15 protein-coding genes are annotated in these 16,721 nt (G+C 47.0%); 9 read left to right on the top strand and 6 right to left on the bottom strand.

Features of this window, described 5'->3' with window-relative positions; translation table 11 throughout:
• The first annotated feature begins 148 nt into the window (after positions 1 to 148).
• The 4 genes from tgt (at position 149) to secF (ending at position 4,628) form a co-directional block, all read left to right on the top strand.
• Positions 149 to 1,285 carry a tRNA guanosine(34) transglycosylase Tgt gene (gene tgt / locus VIC_RS10805; protein WP_006959759.1) on the top strand — a complete coding sequence of 379 codons (1,137 nt, stop codon included), beginning with the start codon at positions 149 to 151 and terminating at the stop codon, positions 1,283 to 1,285.
• Between the two features lie 176 nt (positions 1,286 to 1,461).
• Positions 1,462 to 1,788 (top strand): preprotein translocase subunit YajC, encoded by a 327-nt coding sequence (gene yajC / locus VIC_RS10800; protein WP_006959758.1) that lies wholly within the window; start codon positions 1,462 to 1,464, stop codon positions 1,786 to 1,788.
• 21 nt (positions 1,789 to 1,809) lie between these two features.
• Positions 1,810 to 3,666 carry a protein translocase subunit SecD gene (gene secD, locus VIC_RS10795; protein WP_080555930.1) on the top strand — a complete coding sequence of 619 codons (1,857 nt, stop codon included), beginning with the start codon at positions 1,810 to 1,812 and terminating at the stop codon, positions 3,664 to 3,666.
• 14 nt (positions 3,667 to 3,680) lie between these two features.
• Entirely contained in the window at positions 3,681 to 4,628 is a 948-nt protein-coding gene (gene secF, locus VIC_RS10790) for a protein translocase subunit SecF (protein ID WP_006959756.1), read from the top strand.
• An 81-nt stretch (positions 4,629 to 4,709) separates the two neighbouring features.
• Here secF and VIC_RS10785 read toward each other — a convergent pair whose 3' ends face one another.
• A complete protein-coding gene (locus VIC_RS10785) occupies positions 4,710 to 5,639 on the bottom strand; it encodes an ABC transporter substrate-binding protein (protein WP_039951744.1) in 930 nt (309 codons plus the stop codon).
• Between the two features lie 160 nt (positions 5,640 to 5,799).
• On the opposite strand from VIC_RS10785, the gene VIC_RS10780 reads away from it, so the two are divergent.
• The gene (locus tag VIC_RS10780; RefSeq protein WP_006959754.1) at positions 5,800 to 6,132 is read left to right on the top strand and encodes a DUF1904 domain-containing protein; all 333 of its coding nucleotides are present in this window, start codon (positions 5,800 to 5,802) and stop codon (positions 6,130 to 6,132) included.
• Between the two features lie 23 nt (positions 6,133 to 6,155).
• On the top strand, positions 6,156 to 7,010 hold the full coding sequence (gene mepA / locus VIC_RS10775) for a penicillin-insensitive murein endopeptidase (protein ID WP_006959753.1): 855 nt from the start codon (positions 6,156 to 6,158) through the stop codon (positions 7,008 to 7,010).
• A 53-nt stretch (positions 7,011 to 7,063) separates the two neighbouring features.
• On the opposite strand, the gene VIC_RS10770 is transcribed toward mepA, so the two are convergent.
• The 3 genes from VIC_RS10770 to rdgC all read right to left on the bottom strand — a co-directional run bounded on the left by VIC_RS10770 (position 7,064) and on the right by rdgC (position 9,799).
• Positions 7,064 to 7,318 (bottom strand): YfhL family 4Fe-4S dicluster ferredoxin, encoded by a 255-nt coding sequence (locus VIC_RS10770; protein ID WP_006959752.1) that lies wholly within the window; start codon positions 7,316 to 7,318, stop codon positions 7,064 to 7,066.
• Between the two features lie 2 nt (positions 7,319 to 7,320).
• Positions 7,321 to 8,721, bottom strand: a complete 1,401-nt coding sequence (gene trhP, locus VIC_RS10765) for a prephenate-dependent tRNA uridine(34) hydroxylase TrhP (protein ID WP_006959751.1) — start codon at positions 8,719 to 8,721, stop codon at positions 7,321 to 7,323.
• A 163-nt stretch (positions 8,722 to 8,884) separates the two neighbouring features.
• A complete protein-coding gene (rdgC, locus tag VIC_RS10760; protein WP_006959750.1) occupies positions 8,885 to 9,799 on the bottom strand; it encodes a recombination-associated protein RdgC in 915 nt (304 codons plus the stop codon).
• Positions 9,800 to 10,006: 207 nt separating this feature from the next.
• Between rdgC and phoB the strand changes: the two genes are divergently transcribed.
• The 3 genes from phoB to VIC_RS10745 are packed head-to-tail and all read left to right on the top strand — an operon-like array spanning position 10,007 to position 12,980.
• On the top strand, positions 10,007 to 10,696 hold the full coding sequence (gene phoB, locus VIC_RS10755; protein WP_006959748.1) for a phosphate regulon transcriptional regulator PhoB: 690 nt from the start codon (positions 10,007 to 10,009) through the stop codon (positions 10,694 to 10,696).
• 26 nt (positions 10,697 to 10,722) lie between these two features.
• Entirely contained in the window at positions 10,723 to 12,021 is a 1,299-nt protein-coding gene (gene phoR / locus VIC_RS10750; protein WP_006959747.1) for a phosphate regulon sensor histidine kinase PhoR, read from the top strand.
• The gene (locus VIC_RS10745) at positions 12,021 to 12,980 is read left to right on the top strand and encodes a PstS family phosphate ABC transporter substrate-binding protein (protein WP_006959745.1); all 960 of its coding nucleotides are present in this window, start codon (positions 12,021 to 12,023) and stop codon (positions 12,978 to 12,980) included. Before phoR ends, VIC_RS10745 begins: the two co-directional genes overlap by 1 nt.
• A 100-nt stretch (positions 12,981 to 13,080) precedes the next feature.
• Here VIC_RS10745 and ppx read toward each other — a convergent pair whose 3' ends face one another.
• Complete coding sequence (ppx, locus tag VIC_RS10740) at positions 13,081 to 14,580, bottom strand: exopolyphosphatase (protein ID WP_006959743.1); 1,500 nt, start codon at positions 14,578 to 14,580, stop codon at positions 13,081 to 13,083.
• Positions 14,555 to 16,666 (bottom strand): polyphosphate kinase 1, encoded by a 2,112-nt coding sequence (gene ppk1, locus VIC_RS10735; RefSeq protein WP_006959741.1) that lies wholly within the window; start codon positions 16,664 to 16,666, stop codon positions 14,555 to 14,557. Before ppk1 ends, ppx begins: the two co-directional genes overlap by 26 nt.
• Between the last annotated feature and the right edge of the window lie 55 nt (positions 16,667 to 16,721).

The following is a 16,721-nucleotide window of genomic DNA, read 5'->3' as shown; positions in this document are numbered from 1 at the left end:
TTTGAAATTTAGTTATTTACGAGTGCTAGCAGTAAGCTAGGACGCAAATCAATAGGTTGATTTGTATCTCGCATGGAAGGCGACCGCTCCCTAATGGGGATAACCCCGAAAATATCGTCAGACTGTTTCTCTGACAATTGGAGGCTTCGTGAAGTTAAAATTTGATCTTAAGAAGAAAGATGGTGTGGCACGTCGTGGTCAACTGACCTTTGAACGTGGCACTGTTCAGACACCTGCGTTTATGCCTGTTGGTACCTACGGTACTGTTAAAGGTATGACGCCTGAAGAAGTTAAAGGCACAGGTGCTGAGATTCTTCTTGGTAACACTTTCCACCTTTGGTTACGTCCGGGGCAGGAAATCATGAAAATGCATGGCGACTTGCACGATTTCATGAACTGGCACGGTCCTATCCTGACAGACTCAGGCGGTTTTCAGGTATTCAGCCTAGGTGACATCCGTAAGATCACTGAAGAGGGTGTACACTTCCGTAACCCTGTAAACGGTGACAAGATTTTCATGGACGCAGAAAAGTCGATGGAAATCCAAAAAGACCTTGGGTCTGACATCGTGATGATCTTCGATGAGTGCACGCCATACCCAGCGACGCACGCAGAGGCGAAGAAGTCGATGGAAATGTCGCTGCGTTGGGCTCAGCGCTCACGTGATCATTTCGATAAGCTAGAAAACCAGAACAACCTATTTGGTATCGTTCAAGGTGGTGTTTACGAAGACCTACGTGATGTATCGGTGAAAGGCCTGACGGAAATCGGTTTCGACGGCTACGCAGTCGGTGGTTTGGCTGTTGGCGAACCAAAAGAAGACATGCACCGTATTCTTGAGCACACTTGTCCACAGCTTCCGGAAGACAAACCTCGTTACTTAATGGGTGTTGGCAAACCAGAAGATTTAGTAGAAGGTGTACGTCGCGGTATTGATATGTTTGACTGCGTAATGCCAACGCGTAATGCCCGTAATGGTCACCTATTTGTGACTGGTGGTGTGATCAAGATCCGTAATGCGAAACATAAAACGGATACAACACCATTGGATCCAGAGTGTGACTGTTACACTTGCCAGAATTACTCTAAGTCGTACCTACACCACTTAGATCGCTGTAATGAAATTCTAGGTGCTCGCCTGAATACCATTCACAACTTGCGTTACTACCAACGTGTGATGGAAAGTATCCGTAAGGCGATTGATGAAGATTGCTTTGATGAGTTCGTCAAAGAGTTCTATGAGCGTCGTGGTCGCGAAGTGCCACCACTGGCGAAAGAGCAGTAATTGACTAGATAAAAGAATTAAAGCCTTTGGCATTTCGCCAGAGGCTTTTGCTAATAAAGTAGGCAGACGCAGTGAATTTTTGAGAGAGTGATCTCTAATAGTCACTCTTTCTCTTGAAACTCAAAAGCGTAGGCCCAACTTGGAATATTAATAAAAAATAATAGAGGATTGTTTTAATGATTATTTCTCCAGCTTACGCAGCAGAAAGTGCACCAGCAGGCGGCGGTTTCGAAATGCTAATCATGCTTGGTATGTTCGCGGTAATTTTCTACTTCATGATTTACCGTCCACAAGCTAAACGCGTGAAAGAGCACAAGAGCCTGATGTCTTCTATGGGCAAAGGTGATGAAGTTCTGACTAGCGGTGGCCTAGTGGGTAAAATCACTAAGATTGCAGAAGACAACGACTACATCTCAATCGAGCTAAACACGAATAACGAAGTTGTGATCAAGAAAGATTTCGTTACTGCAGTGCTACCAAAAGGTACGCTGAAGTCTCTATAAAACAGCTAAAGGATCCTCGCTGTGCTTAACCGCTATCCGTTATGGAAGTACTTGATGGTGGTGTTTACCATCGCTATCGCCGCATTGTATGCACTTCCAAATATCTACGGTGAAGATCCGGCAATTCAAGTTACAGGGGCGCGTGGCGCCTCTGTAGATATGTCAACGCTGGATTCTGTCACTGAAGCTCTTGATGAAAAGGGCTTATCTCATAAATCCATTGCTCTCGAAAATGGATCCATTCTTGTACGCTTCAACGATACCGACACTCAGATCAGTGCGCGCGATGTCATCAATGAAGCTCTGGGTAAAGACAATATTGTTGCTCTTAACCTAGCTCCTGCAACTCCAGACTGGTTAGAAGCAATTGGCGCAGCGCCAATGAAGCTCGGTCTTGACCTTCGAGGTGGTGTTCACTTCCTGATGGAAGTAGATATGGACGCTGCGATGGAGAAACTGGTCAGCCAGCAGGAAGAAGCTTTCCGTAGTGAACTGCGTGAAGAAAAGATTCGCTACCGTGCGATTCGCCCTTCAGGCAAAGAGGCGGTTGAAGTCTTGCTGCGCAATGAAGAGCAGCTTGCGGATGCCAAACGCTTACTGCAGCAAAATCATCCTGATATGACCTTTGTTGACTCAGACTCTGATGGTCGTTTCACTCTGACTGCCACTTTTACTGAGCAACGTCTGACCGAAATTCGTAACTACGCTGTTGAGCAGAACATTACTATTCTGCGTAACCGTGTTAACGAACTGGGTGTTGCTGAACCACTTGTACAGCGTCAGGGCGCAAGCCGCATTGTTGTTGAACTACCAGGTGTTCAGGATACCGCTCGTGCGAAGGAAATTCTGGGTGCGACGGCAACGCTTGAATTCCGCGAAGTCGACGACAAAGCAGACCTCGCTGCTGCAGCCAGTGGCCGAGCGCCAGCGGGCAGTGAAATCAAACAAGACCGTGATGGTCGTCCGGTTGTGCTTAAGAAACGCGTTATCCTAGGTGGTTCTAGCATCACTGACGCGAGCTCAAGCGTGGATGAGTATGGCCGCCCGCAAGTTAACATCTCGCTAGATAGCGAAGGTGGTAACAAGATGTCAGCGTTCTCTAAGAAGAACATTGGCAAGCTGATGGCAACCGTGTTTGCAGAATACAAAGACAGTGGACGTAAGACGGCAGATGGTCGCGTTATCCTGACTAAGCATGAAGAAGTGATCAACCAAGCAACGATTCAATCAGCGCTTGGCCGTAACTTCCGCATCACAGGTATCGACTCGGCGGCTGAAGCGCACAACCTAGCGCTACTGCTTCGTGCAGGTGCTCTGATTGCACCAATTTCTATTGTTGAAGAACGTACGATTGGTCCATCGATGGGTCAGCAGAACATCGACATGGGTATCATGGCGTGTATCTGGGGTATGGCGGCAGTTATGCTATTCACGCTGCTTTACTACCGTAAGTTTGGTCTGATTGCCAATACTGCTCTTATGGTAAACCTCGTACTGATTATTGGTGTGATGTCGATGATTCCTGGAGCAACGATGACGTTGCCTGGTATTGCCGGTATTGTTCTTACAGTCGGTATGGCGGTTGATGCTAACGTCTTGATTTTCGAACGGATACGTGAAGAGTTACGTGACGGAAGAAACCCTCAGCAGGCGATCCATCAAGGCTATGCGAACGCATTCAGTACCATTGCCGATGCCAACATCACCACTTTGATTACCGCAATAATCCTGTTTGCTGTAGGTACAGGCGCAATCAAAGGCTTCGCGGTGACACTGTCTATCGGTATCTTAACGTCTATGTTTACTGCCATCATTGGTACACGTTGTATCGTGAACCTGATGTACGGTGGTAAGCGCATCAACAAACTGTCGATCTAAGGCTAGGAATTATTATGTTTCAGATTCTAAAAGCAGACAAATTGATCGACTTTATGCGTTGGTCGAAATTCGCCTTCGTGCTGTCGATCCTGATGATTGGCGCGTCGATTTTTACTCTTTCTACTAAGTGGTTGAACTGGGGCCTAGACTTCACTGGCGGTACGCTGATTGAAGTTGGCTTTGAGCAGCCTGCTGATTTGGAAGAGATTCGTACTGCGCTGGAAGCAAAAGGTTTTGGTGACGCAACGGTTCAAAACTTTGGTAGTGCTCGTGATGTGATGGTTCGTTTGCGCCCTCGTGATGGTGTCGCAGGTGAGACTTTGGGTAACCAAATTCTTTCTGCCATCAAGGAAGGCACTGGTGAAAGCGTTGAAATGCGCCGTATCGAGTTTGTAGGGCCAAACGTAGGTGATGAGCTAACAGAAGCAGGTGGTCTGGCGATCATCGTTTCTCTTATCTGTATCCTGATTTACGTTTCGGTGCGATTCGAATGGCGTTTAGCGGCTGGTGCGGTACTTGCTCTGGCACACGACGTTATCATTACGCTTGGCGTGTTCTCCTTGATGCAAATCGAGGTTGACCTGACAATCGTTGCAGCCTTGCTGACGGTAGTGGGGTACTCGCTCAACGATACCATTGTTGTATTTGACCGTATTCGAGAAAACTTCCGCAAGATGCGTAAAGGCGAACCAGCTGAAATCATGAACAGCTCAATCACACAAACATTGAGCCGTACCTTGATTACATCCGGTACCACCTTATTCGTAGTCATTGCTCTGTTCACGCAAGGCGGCGCTATGATTCATGGCTTCGCCACTGCACTTCTACTGGGTATCACTGTAGGTACATACTCCTCAATCTATGTGGCTTCGGCACTGGCATTGAAACTGGGTATTACTAAAGAGCATCTGATGCCGCCTCAAGTTGAGAAAGAAGGCGCAGAGTTTGACGAAATGCCATAAGGCAAAATGTGTTGTATGAAAAAGGCCGCTGACTTGTCAGCGGCCTTTTGTTTTTATCGGCGTAATTAACCACAGTCTGAGTTAATCGTATTTCATTAACAGTGCCTGATTGACGCTAGGCAAAAGCATGTTTTCTTTAGTGACGAAAATGGTCTCGGTAGCGATGTTTTTGGAATACTCTTGGCCCAGAAAGGCTTGGTATACGGTATAGACACTTTTGTAGCCCATTTCGAAAGGTTGCTGGATGATAAGCCCATAAATAGAACCGTCTTCGAGTGCATTCACCAGAGAGTCATTGGAGTCAAAGCCGATGTGGATCAGTCCCTCTGGGGCAGAGACGGTGTCCAGAGCCATAAGTACACCTAACGTAGTGGATTCATTAGGTGTAAATATGCCGTCCAATTCAGCAATCTGACTTTGAAGAATTCGCTCCGCATTTTTACGAGCTTCTCCAATTTTAGTATCAAGATAACCATCGACAGCCACGACGAGCCCAGATGAAGTTGCGCCATCGACAAAGCCCTTTTCACGAGCATCGGTAGAAATCACGCCTTTCTTCATTCTGAGTAACGCGACCCTTCCTTTGTTACCTAGCTTTTTAGCCATTTCTTTTCCCGCGAGGACGCCTGCTTGATAATTGTTAGTGGCAATCACGCTGACCACATCAGGAGAGCCAGTATCTCGATCAAAGTAGACTGTGGGTACACCCGCTTCTTTCAAGCGGGCGACATCATAGGCTCTATCTCTGGTATTCGGTGCTAAGACTAAGCCAATACAGGCATTCTCCATGACTTGATCGATGATGAAGCGCTGAGCACTGACATCAGATTCATCGTGGGGACCACGAAAGTAAATTTTAATGCCTAGTTCCTGGCCTGCTTTTTCACTACCTGCTTTGACCGACTTCCAGAAATCATGCACTGAGCCTGCTGGGACCACGCCAATGCAATCCTGAGCAAACGAAAAAGAGCTGTATGTGAGGACAAGCAAGTACATCAATCTTCGTGTCATAGTGTTTCTCCTTCTACCCATCTGGCACTCAAGAGTTGATGCGATAGGGGTTAACATTAACCCTAGTTGATGTGCGTTAAGATCATCAAGGAGTCCAATCGACAAGACATTATTGTTGGAGTTGATATGATGGAGAAAAGACTAAAAAGGGAAGTAAGTTATGCCACATTTACGTTTTCGTGCTGTCGAGCCGCAAACGGTTCAAACCTTATCGAAATCTCTGATTGATGAGTTGCAGCCGCACATGGATTGCCCTCGTGAAGATTTCACATTCGAGTACATCTACACTACGTTTTATCATGAAGGTGAGGTGAGTCAGGCGTATCCGTTTGTTGAGGTATTGTGGTTTTATCGTGGACAGCAAACTCAGGATGCCGTTGCAGAGATCATTACTCAGCAAGTGCGTGGGATGATTGGTGAAGATGTGGATGTCGCGGTGATTTTTACCGCTCTGGATGCTAAAGCTTACTACGACAACGGTGAGCATTACTAAACAGAAACGTTAGGAGATAGTACATGGGATTGGCAATCAAAGGATGGTTGAAGCAAGCTGGATTCATTGTACTTCTCCTTTTTACATCTTCGCTTCAAGCCAGCCCTTGGGAGAGGATTCAATCACCTTCGACGCAATCTCCTCAAGCGATTGGTAGCTATGCCAACGGTTGTCTCACAGGCGCGGCGGCACTGCCTCTTCAAGGGGAAGGCTATCAAGTATTACGCAGCCAGCGACAACGTTACTATGCTCACCCGCAGGCTGTTAGTTTTGTTCAGCGTTTAGCCGCTCTGGCTGCGAAGCGCCTTAACACTCGTATTCTGATTGGTGATATCTCCTTACCTCAGGGAGGGCGCTTCTCCTCTGGGCATTCAAGCCATCAGACGGGGTTGGATATCGATATTTGGCTCAAGCTGGCTGATGATAAGCTTTCTTCGCAGCAGCTTAGCAAGCCCGAACCAATGAGCGTGGTCAACCTCCAGCAGTATCAGTTAGTCAAACGAAACTGGGACCAACGCCATTTTGAGCTGATAAAAATGGCGGCGAGTGATGAGGAAGTTGCACGCATCTTTGTTCACCCTGTCATCAAAGAAAAACTGTGCACACAAGAAGTATCGGCTGAACGGAGCTGGTTGAGAAAAGTACGGCCGTGGTGGGGGCATCATTATCATATGCACGTCAGGCTAAAATGCCCTGAAGGGAACATCACCTGCAAACCACAGGCTGCGCCTCCGAAAGGCGATGGATGTGGCGCTGAGTTGGCCAGTTGGAAACCACAGCCTAAACCTGCCGCTCCAAAAGTCGCAGTAAGTAAACCGAAGAAGAAAAAAATGAAAGTGATGCCGATGGAATGCCAGCAACTGCTGGAAAGTATTTGATCAGGGTTACTCAATAGAATAAAAATGCCGCTCAATGGAGCGGCATTTTCTGTTTAGGCTAACCCTTGGATGATGACGAACTTTTCTAACAACTCTTCTTCAGTCTCGACATGATTTGGGTCAGTGATGATGCACTTAGTGATCGGGCACACCGACTGACAGGTCGGCTTCTCATAGTGGCCTTTACACTCAGTGCAAAGATCGGGGTCGATCTCAAAGATAGTATCACCCATGGTAATCGCGCCGTTTGGGCACTCTGGGTCACACATATCACAGTTAATGCACTTATCCGTGATCAACAACGCCATGGTTATTTACCTGTTGGGTTACGGGTATCCTGACCATTATTAAGATTGCGCATTAACAGACCGTATTCTAAGTCCATGTCCTGAGGTACAGGAATAAAAACAAAGTGGCCGTTTCCTTTTGCGTCATCAACGGGTTGTGATTTACGGTTTTCCATCGCTTCGAGGGTAAAGACAACGTTGCCTTTCGGTGTCATAAGCTCAAGGCTGTCACCAATAACGAATTTGTTCTTTACTTCAACTTCAGCTAGATCACCACGACGTTTACCCGTGAACTCACCGACAAATTGCTGAGCATCAGATACGGAATAACCGTAGTCGTAATTTTGGTAAGTGTCGTGCGTATGACGACGTAGGAAACCCTCTGTATAGCCACGGTGAGCTAGGCTCTCAAGTGTGGTCATCAGGCTTTCATCGAATGGCTTGCCCGCGACAGCATCGTCGATCGCTTTACGATAAACCTGAGCGGTACGTGCACAGTAGTAGAATGATTTAGTACGACCTTCAATCTTTAGTGAGTGGACACCCATTTTAGTCAGACGCTCAACATGCTGAATGGCACGCAGGTCTTTCGAGTTCATGATGTAAGTGCCGTGCTCATCTTCAAACGCCGCCATCTTTTCTTCTGGGCGGTGGCTTTCAGAAAGCAGTACCACTTCGTCGGTTGGTTTACCTAGACCAAGTGTTGCCTCAGGGCGTTCATCTTGCACTTCAACGGCTTGCGCTTCGTTAGGGTCGAAGGCTTCAACGATATCGCCAGAGTCGTTCTCTTTGCCTTTTTCGACGTTGTATTCCCAACGACATGCATTGGTGCATGTACCTTGGTTAGGGTCACGCTTGTTGATGTAACCAGATAGGAGACAACGACCAGAGTAAGCCATACAAAGCGCACCGTGAACGAACACTTCAAGTTCGGTTTCAGGACAGTGCTCGCGAATTTCTTCGATCTCTTCCAGAGAAAGCTCACGAGAAACAATCACACGTTCAACGCCATTGGCTGCCCAGAATTTAACCGTTGCCCAGTTGACGGCGTTGGCTTGAACTGACAGGTGAATTGGCATCTCTGGGAATGCTTCACGAACCATCATAATCAGCCCCGGATCCGACATGATGAGCGCATCAGGACCCATTTCAACCACAGGCTTAAGGTCACGGATGAAGGTCTTTAGCTTGGAGTTGTGTGGCTGGATGTTACATACCACGTAAAGCTTTTTGCCTTGAGCGTGCGCTTCGTCGATACCAATTTTTAGGTTTTCGTGGTTGAACTCGTTGTTACGTACGCGAAGGCTGTAACGAGGCTGGCCTGCGTATACCGCGTCTGCACCATAGGCAAAGGCGTAACGCATATTTTTCAGGCTACCCGCTGGTGACAGTAGCTCAGGTACGAATGCTTTCTCAGTAGTCATGTGTAATTCTCTTAGTCTGATCTCAAGTCAGGTCCATTCCACCTTATGGAATTGGGGCGCAAATTTTACGCCAAAACGTGACCTGTGACTAGAAAAAAGTCCATAACTTAGGTGAGGAGATTACAGATAGGCGCTCGAACACGTCGAGCACCTAGAGAGGAGGTTAAGCGTTAGGGTGAGGTAATCCGCCTAAACACTCGTATAAGTTCGGCAGGAAGGCGCTTAACTCGCCGCACATGAGTGAGAAGTCAGCGTCAAATCGTGCAGCCTGATCTTCACGAGGAATATCATCATTCTGATCTTTCAGTTCATCAGAGAATTTAAGGCGCTTGATACTGCCATCTTCTGCCAGAATGAACTCAATACGCTCTTGCCACCAAAGAGCCAGTTTAGTGACTACCTTATCGGCATCGATGTGACTGCGAATTTCGTCTGCCGTCAGTTCTTGTTTCTTACAGCGGATCACACCGCCTTCTTCGAGAACCGACTTAAGTTCAGCTTCGTCCAACATTTGCATTCCAACTGGAGTTTCGCCCGTTTTCACCCATTCAGTTAATGTGGTTTCAACGGCTTTCTCTGGAATGGCTGGCACGACAGGTAGGCTACCCATGGTCTTACGCAGAAGGGCGAGCACATCTTCCGCTTTCTTATAGCTGCTGGCATCTACCAAAATAAAGCCTTCTTTAGGCAGAATAAGAACAAAGGTATGGTTGCTGCGGCTGAATGCGCGCGGTAGCAAATCCATGACAATGTCATCTTTGAGATTATCTTTCTCTTTTTTCTTCAGAGGTCGGCCTTCTTGTGCTTCCATCGCCTCAACTTTTGCATTGAGTGATTCTTTGATCACAGACGCTGGCAGCATTTTCTCTTCTTTCTTCGCGCAGATCAGAATGCGGTTTTCAGATACGTGAGTCATCATGTCGCCATGTTTACCCATAGCAGTGACCCAGCCAAACTTTTGCTTGTCCTGACTACCACACGGTGTAAAACGAAACTCTTCAAGCTGCTTTTCCAGCTCGTCTGCTTTGAATTCAATATCTCGGTTAAAACGGTAAACCAGACAGTTTTTAAACCACATACACTTTCTCTATACCTGAAGTTTGGTCGCTCATCATAAAGACTTTTGCTGCGCTTGTCCTAATGCAAGCGCGCAATAGTGGGATGAAAGTTATATGAAAATTTGTTTTCAAAGGTCACAAAAGTGTCATAATTGATGGTAATAATGCCTATCGTTGCAAAGGGTAAATACCCGATTAAATTCAACTAACTCAAAGGTTATTCAATTATGTCTAGAAGGATTCTGGTTGTTGAAGACGAAGCACCAATTCGTGAAATGCTTTGCTTTGTTCTTGAGCAAAAAGGTTACCAAGCGGTCGAAGCTGAAGACTACGATAGTGCGGTGACTAAGCTAGCTGAACCCTTCCCAGATCTAGTATTGCTAGACTGGATGCTACCTGGTGGCAGCGGCATCAACTTCATCAAACATATGAAACGTGAAGAGCTGACGCGCAACATTCCAGTTGTGATGTTAACAGCACGTGGTGAAGAAGAAGACAAGGTTCGTGGTCTGGAAGTCGGCGCAGATGACTACATCACTAAGCCATTCTCGCCAAAAGAGCTGGTGGCGCGTCTTAAAGCGGTGATTCGCCGTGTGACGCCAACGGCACTTGAAGATGTGATTGATGTGCAGGGCTTGAAACTGGATCCAGTCTCGCACCGTGTAACCGCGAACGATCAGCCACTGGATATGGGCCCAACTGAGTTCAAGATGCTGCACTTTTTTATGACGCACCAAGAGCGTGTTTACAGCCGCGAGCAACTGTTGAACAACGTATGGGGAACCAACGTGTATGTTGAAGACCGTACTGTTGATGTACACATTCGTCGTCTGCGCAAGGCGTTAGAAGCGGCAGGCCATGACAAGTTGATTCAGACGGTACGTGGTGCAGGCTACCGTTTCTCAACCAAGGCATAATTTAAATTTACCATCTGGAGAGGTAAGTGGTAGAGCGGTTAACTTGGAAAAAGCTAGCCTGGGAGCTGGCTTTTTTTTACACCCCTTGGGTGATTGTCGGATGGATTTTCGGTCATATGCCGTGGTTGCTTCTAGCTGCCACGGTTTTGCAGCTTGTATGGCATCTGCATAATCAGATGCGCCTGTCGGCGTGGTTGTGGGATGAAAAGCGCCTGACACCACCATCGGGAAGCGGCAACTGGGAGTCGTTATTTAACGGTATCTACCGCTTGCAGCAGCGCCAGCGTAAAAAGCGCAAAGAGCTGACCAATCTGATTCGCCGATTCCGCAATGGTGCTGAATCCTTACCGGATGCGGTTGTTGTGTTCCGTAGTGAAGGCAACATTGTTTGGTGCAACAAGCTCGCCCAACACTTACTCGGCTTCCGTTGGCCGGACGATTCAGGTCAGCCGATTTCCAACCTTATCCGCACGCCAGATTTCATTAAGTATCTTAATAAACAAGATTTCTCTGAGCCGCTTGAAATGCGTTCGCCACTTAATGTCGAGCGTATGCTTGAGCTGCGTATTGTACCGTACACCGAAGGTGAGCACCTGATGGTGGTACGTGATGTGTCTCAGCTTAAGCAGTTAGAAGGCATGCGTCGTAACTTCTTTGCCAATGTCTCTCATGAGCTGCGTACGCCAATGACGGTGTTGCAAGGCTATCTTGAAATGACTGAAGACCCGGATATGGTTGTCGGCCCGATGTGGACCAAAGCCCATGGCGTAATGACCGAGCAGCTCAATCGTATGAACAGCTTGGTTAATCAATTACTCACATTATCTAAGATTGAAGCGGCACCAATGCATGAACTGGAAGATGTAGTGAACGTCCCAGCAATGCTAGATGTGTTGGAGAAAGAAGCGGCGAGCCTGAGTGGCGATCAGCAGCATAAGCTGAACTTTGATATTGATAACAGCCTGCGTGTACTTGGTGATGAAGACCAATTACGTAGTGCCATTTCAAACTTGGTTTATAACGCGGTGAAATACACGCCAGCAGGAGCGGATGTTCGAGTGCGTTGGTATCAGACTGCGCAGGGTGCATGTTTAGAGGTGGAAGATGGAGGCGAAGGCATTGAACCTCAACACCTACACCGACTCACTGAGCGCTTCTATCGAGTGGACAAAGCACGATCTAGAGATACCGGAGGAAGCGGCCTTGGTCTGGCGATCGTGAAACACGCTTTGACGCATCACGACTCGCATCTAGAAATACAGTCCGAAGTGGGTGTCGGCAGTAAATTCTCATTCGTTCTACCGCCGCGCTTGGTGGTGAATTAATGAAGTTAGCGCTCACTACTCTTATTGTTTCTGCCTGCTTTTCCTTTGGTGTTCAAGCGGCTTCAACGAGCCTATCTGAATATCAAAAAGTGCCCGGTATTACCGGGAGTTTAACCAGTGTTGGTTCTGACACATTAGCAGGCATGACAACCTTGTGGGTAGAAGAGTTTAAGCAACTTTACCCGAGCGTGAATGGTCAGGTGCAAGCCTCTGGTTCTTCAACGGCTCCGCCAGCGTTAACCGAAGGGACTGCTCAATTCGGGCCAATGAGCCGACCGATGCGAAATCGGGAAATTGAAGCCTTTGAGCGTGAACACGGCTACAAGCCAACAGAACTCAGAATTGCCATTGATGCGATTGGAATCTTCGTTCACCGAGACAACCCGCTGAAAGGGCTCAACTTTACACAGCTAGACAATATTTTTTCTGCAACGCTGCGTTGTGGCGGGACTCAATCTATTTCTACTTGGGCTGAGTTAGGGCTCGATTATCATTGGGCTAAACGCAGTATGCAGTTGTTCGGTCGTAACTCGGTCTCTGGTACTTACGGATACTTTAAGAATAATGCGCTGTGTGGCGGAGACTTTAAAAGTAATGTCAATGAACAGCCAGGCTCAGCGTCCGTTGTTCAATCCGTTGCCTCTGCGATCAATACTATTGGGTACTCTGGGGTAGGTTACCAAGTCTCTGGAGTGAAACTGCTTCCCATTGCTAAGCAGGGTGAGGATTACATTGAGGCGAGTCAGGAAAACATCCTGACAGGTAAGTACCCACTATCACGCTATCTCTATGTCTACGTAAACAAGAACCCGTTTAAACCGCTACCGCCGATTGAGCGAGAATTCATTCGCTTTATGTACTCACAGCAAGGGCAAAAACTGGTCGAAAAAGATGGCTATGTGCCGATCTCCGAAGAGATTGCACGCAGTGAGCTGGCAAAAGTAGGTATTGTCGATTAAGCGTCTGATTTGATGCTCACCGCTGTAAGCGTATCTAACTTACTTTGTTAAGCAACCCGATAACACTACCAATGGTTATCGAGCATCTCAGGCTATACAGTTAGAAATTCAGCGCCCAACCCGCGTTGTGCCAGTATTCTTGTTCAGTCATCAAATCAGCATGCAGCAGTTTGTTGTGCTCTAGCCACTCGTCATCGTCTGAAATCAATGTCCATGTATCACCGTCTATGCTCAACATCAGTTTTGGCAAAGCGTCTTCGTTACGTTGACCGTTGAGTAAGATCGCGAGGCGTAAGATACGAATCACACCAATGATGTGTTTTTTCTTGAATAACGTGAACTCTTCCATTTCATGTAGCTTAAGCGCCTTACGCTGAAAGCGGACTAGCATGGCCAGCACCGTTTGTTGTTCGCGGTTAAACCCTGGCATGTAGGTGTGACGAAGAATATAAGCGGAATGACGATGGAAGGCTTGTAAACTGATGCTGAGGCCGACTTCATGAAGCAGGGCGCTCCAGTCGAGCAAATCAAATAGCTCTGAGCTCTTTTTGATACCGAGATCCTGATGCACCTGTTGCAGGAAAGATTGCGCCTGATGTTTAATTCTTGCCGCATGGTCAAGGTCAACCAAATGCTTGCTGGCTAGGTTTTCCGTGGTTCTCATCCGAATATCTGATCGTTTAAAACCATCTTCCATTTCGAACAGCAAACCTTCACGTAACGCACCTTCTGAAAAGTGTATTTCGTCTATTTTGAGGTCTTTAAAGATCGCCATCAGAATGGCCACGCCGGCGGCAAAAACAGGCTTTCTGTCTGGTGTTAACCCACTGAGATCAATATCCTCAATCGTGGGCCATTCACACAGCTTTTCGACTAACTTGTCGAGACGCTTAGCGGTGATGATGCCATCATCGTAGCCCATGCCAATCAAGACTTCTCGAATCGCTTTAATCGTACCCGACGAGCCAAACGCAATCTCCCAACCTTTCTTACAGTAACGATGAGCAATGGATTCTAATCTTTGTTCGGCTGCGAGTATTGCTTTAGCAAAATTTTTGCGCGAGAGCTTGCCGTTAGCGAAGTAAAGCTTGGTATAGCTGACGCAACCCATTTGTTTACTGTTGATCAGCTCCGGGTCAAACCCCCTGCCAATGATCATCTCAGTACTGCCGCCACCAATATCAACCACGAGTTTTGAGTCTGACTCTGGCTGGGTGTGTGCTACCCCAAGGTAGATTAAACGTGCTTCTTCGACGCCGGGGATAATTTCAATAGGGAATGGCAGCACTTCTCTCGCACGTTGGAGGAAAATGTGGGCATTGTTGGCTTGACGAAGAGTATGTGTAGCCGCAATACGTACATTGCATTCCTCGAAGCCTTGTAGGCGTTCCGCAAACATAGCAAGGCATTCAAGGCCTCGCTCAATCGAAGCATTATCTAGATTTTTTTGAGCATCTAAGCCAGCAGCGAGGCGAACTCGCTGCTTATGTCGGCTGACCAGTTGCAGATCTTGGTCTACGACACGAGCCACCACCATGTGGAAGCTGTTAGAGCCAAGGTCAATTGCGGCAACATCACGAATTTCCGGAGATTGAGTCATGAGTAAGGGACTGTTCTTTACGTTTCTTTGTTTGTTTTTCTACATTTTTAAGATAGTCATAAATAGCAATCTGCGAGCGAACTTTCTTACGGTTACCTCTCGGAACATAGGTATTGCTCATTTCTTTGTCTATCCAGCGGGCCTTTACTGTATCGGTAAAGTGGATGTTAATGATATCAATAATTCGCTGTTTAAGACGTTGGTCACGCACTGGAGCAGCAACTTCGATGCGGTAGTCGATATTGCGTGTCATCCAGTCAGCGGAGGAAATGTAAACCTGTGGATCTCCATCATTGTGCGTGATGATGACCCGCGGATGCTCAAGAAAACGATCAACGATGCTGATGATCTTAATGTTTTCACTGACTCCTTCGACCCCAGGTACCAATGAACACATCCCGCGGATAATCATCTTGATTTCTACCCCAGAAGCACTGGCACCGTAGAGCTTATTGACCAGACCTTTGTCGACCAGATTATTCACTTTCAGTGTAATGGCGGCCTTTTTTCCAGCTTTAGCATTGGCGATTTCACCATCGATTAGACGATAGAGTTGTTTGCGTGAGTTACGTGGTGAAACTATCAGGTGTTCAAACCTTACTGGACGGTATGGATTTTCGATATAACCGAAGACATTGCGTACTTCATTAGTGATTTCTGGGTCAGCAGTCAGTAATGAGAAATCGGTATAAATACGGGCCGTTTTTTCATGAAAGTTACCAGTTCCGATATGGGCATAGCGGATGATTTCATCGTTTTCTCGTCGGCTAATGAGTAGGAGTTTGGAGTGGATTTTCAGACCCGGAGCACCAAAAATGACTTGCACGCCAGCTTCAGTGAGGACTTTTGACCATTCAATATTGGCTTCTTCGTCGAATCGAGCTTGCAGTTCTACAACGACCGTTACCTGCTTGCCATTGTGTACTGCATCGATCAACGAGTTCATCAGACGAGAGTCTTTGGCGACACGGTAAATATTGATCTTAACGCTGAGCACTTTAGGGTCGAATGAAGCTTGGCGGACTAACTCAGAAATGTGCTCAAAGCTGTGGTATGGGTAGTAAAGCAGGATGTCCTGATTTTTGATCGCATCAAATTTGTTGGCATAGCCGTCGAAATCGGCGCACTTCATCGGTGGCAATGGCTTGTTTTCCAAATACTCGCGTCCGACATTGGGAAAGCCGATGAAGTCTTTGAAATTGTGGTAACGCCCACCGGGAATCAAGCTATCGTAGTTGGATATTTGCAGTTTGTGGCACAGAAACTCCAGCATTTCTTCCGGCATGTCACGTTCGTAAACGAAGCGGACCGGCATTGCCGTCAGACGCTGACTGACCCCTTCTGACATCTGCTCAAGTAGGCTATGTTCCACCTCATGGCTAAGGTCATATTCCGCGTCGCGAGTCATTTTCATCGCGTAACCGTTTAGCTCGTCATAATCAAAAAAGCCGCTAAACAACTCATCAAGGCAGTAACGAATTATATTGTCGAGTAAGATAATGGTTTTGCGTCGTTTGCCTTTCTGCTCGGGAACCATCACAAAGCGGGGCAGGTGATCGGTCGGGATCTCGATCAACGCATATTGATTCTGCTCTTCTTTACGCAGTTCAACCGCGATGTAAGCGTACTCATCTTTAAGAAACTGCAGGACATCAATATCGTCTCGCATCAGAAGAGGGGTGATATGTGGGAGAACCTGATTGCGGAAATACTTTTTGACCCACTTTTCTTGCGACTCGTTGAGCTGAGTTTCATTGACGAGAAAGATACGTCGGCGCGCCATGTCGCGGATCAGCTCAGCGTATAACTCATCGAAGCGTTCGTTGAGTTTGAGAGCCTTGGTCTGCATTTTAGTCAGCAAGTGTTTGGAATTGTCGTTACCACCACGTTCCTGATTAATTAGGATTCGACGTTTCACATCGGCAAATCGGACTTTATAGAATTCATCTAAATTATTGGAAAATATACCTAAAAAACGAATTCTTTCGATGAGAGGCACCGTTTTATCTGCGGCTTCTTGGAGCACACGTTCATTGAAAGACAACCAACTCAATTCTTTTTCAATGTAAAGCTTTTCTGCACTCATAACCTGACCTTTACTGACGAGCCTAACCAAATTTAGGTGGTAAAAATGGAACTGG

Source organism: Vibrio coralliilyticus ATCC BAA-450, assembly GCF_000176135.1.
In the GTDB taxonomy this organism is placed as follows: domain Bacteria; phylum Pseudomonadota; class Gammaproteobacteria; order Enterobacterales; family Vibrionaceae; genus Vibrio; species Vibrio coralliilyticus.
Note: the sequence above shows the minus strand (reverse complement) of the source record. Positions and strands in the feature narration are given on the sequence as shown.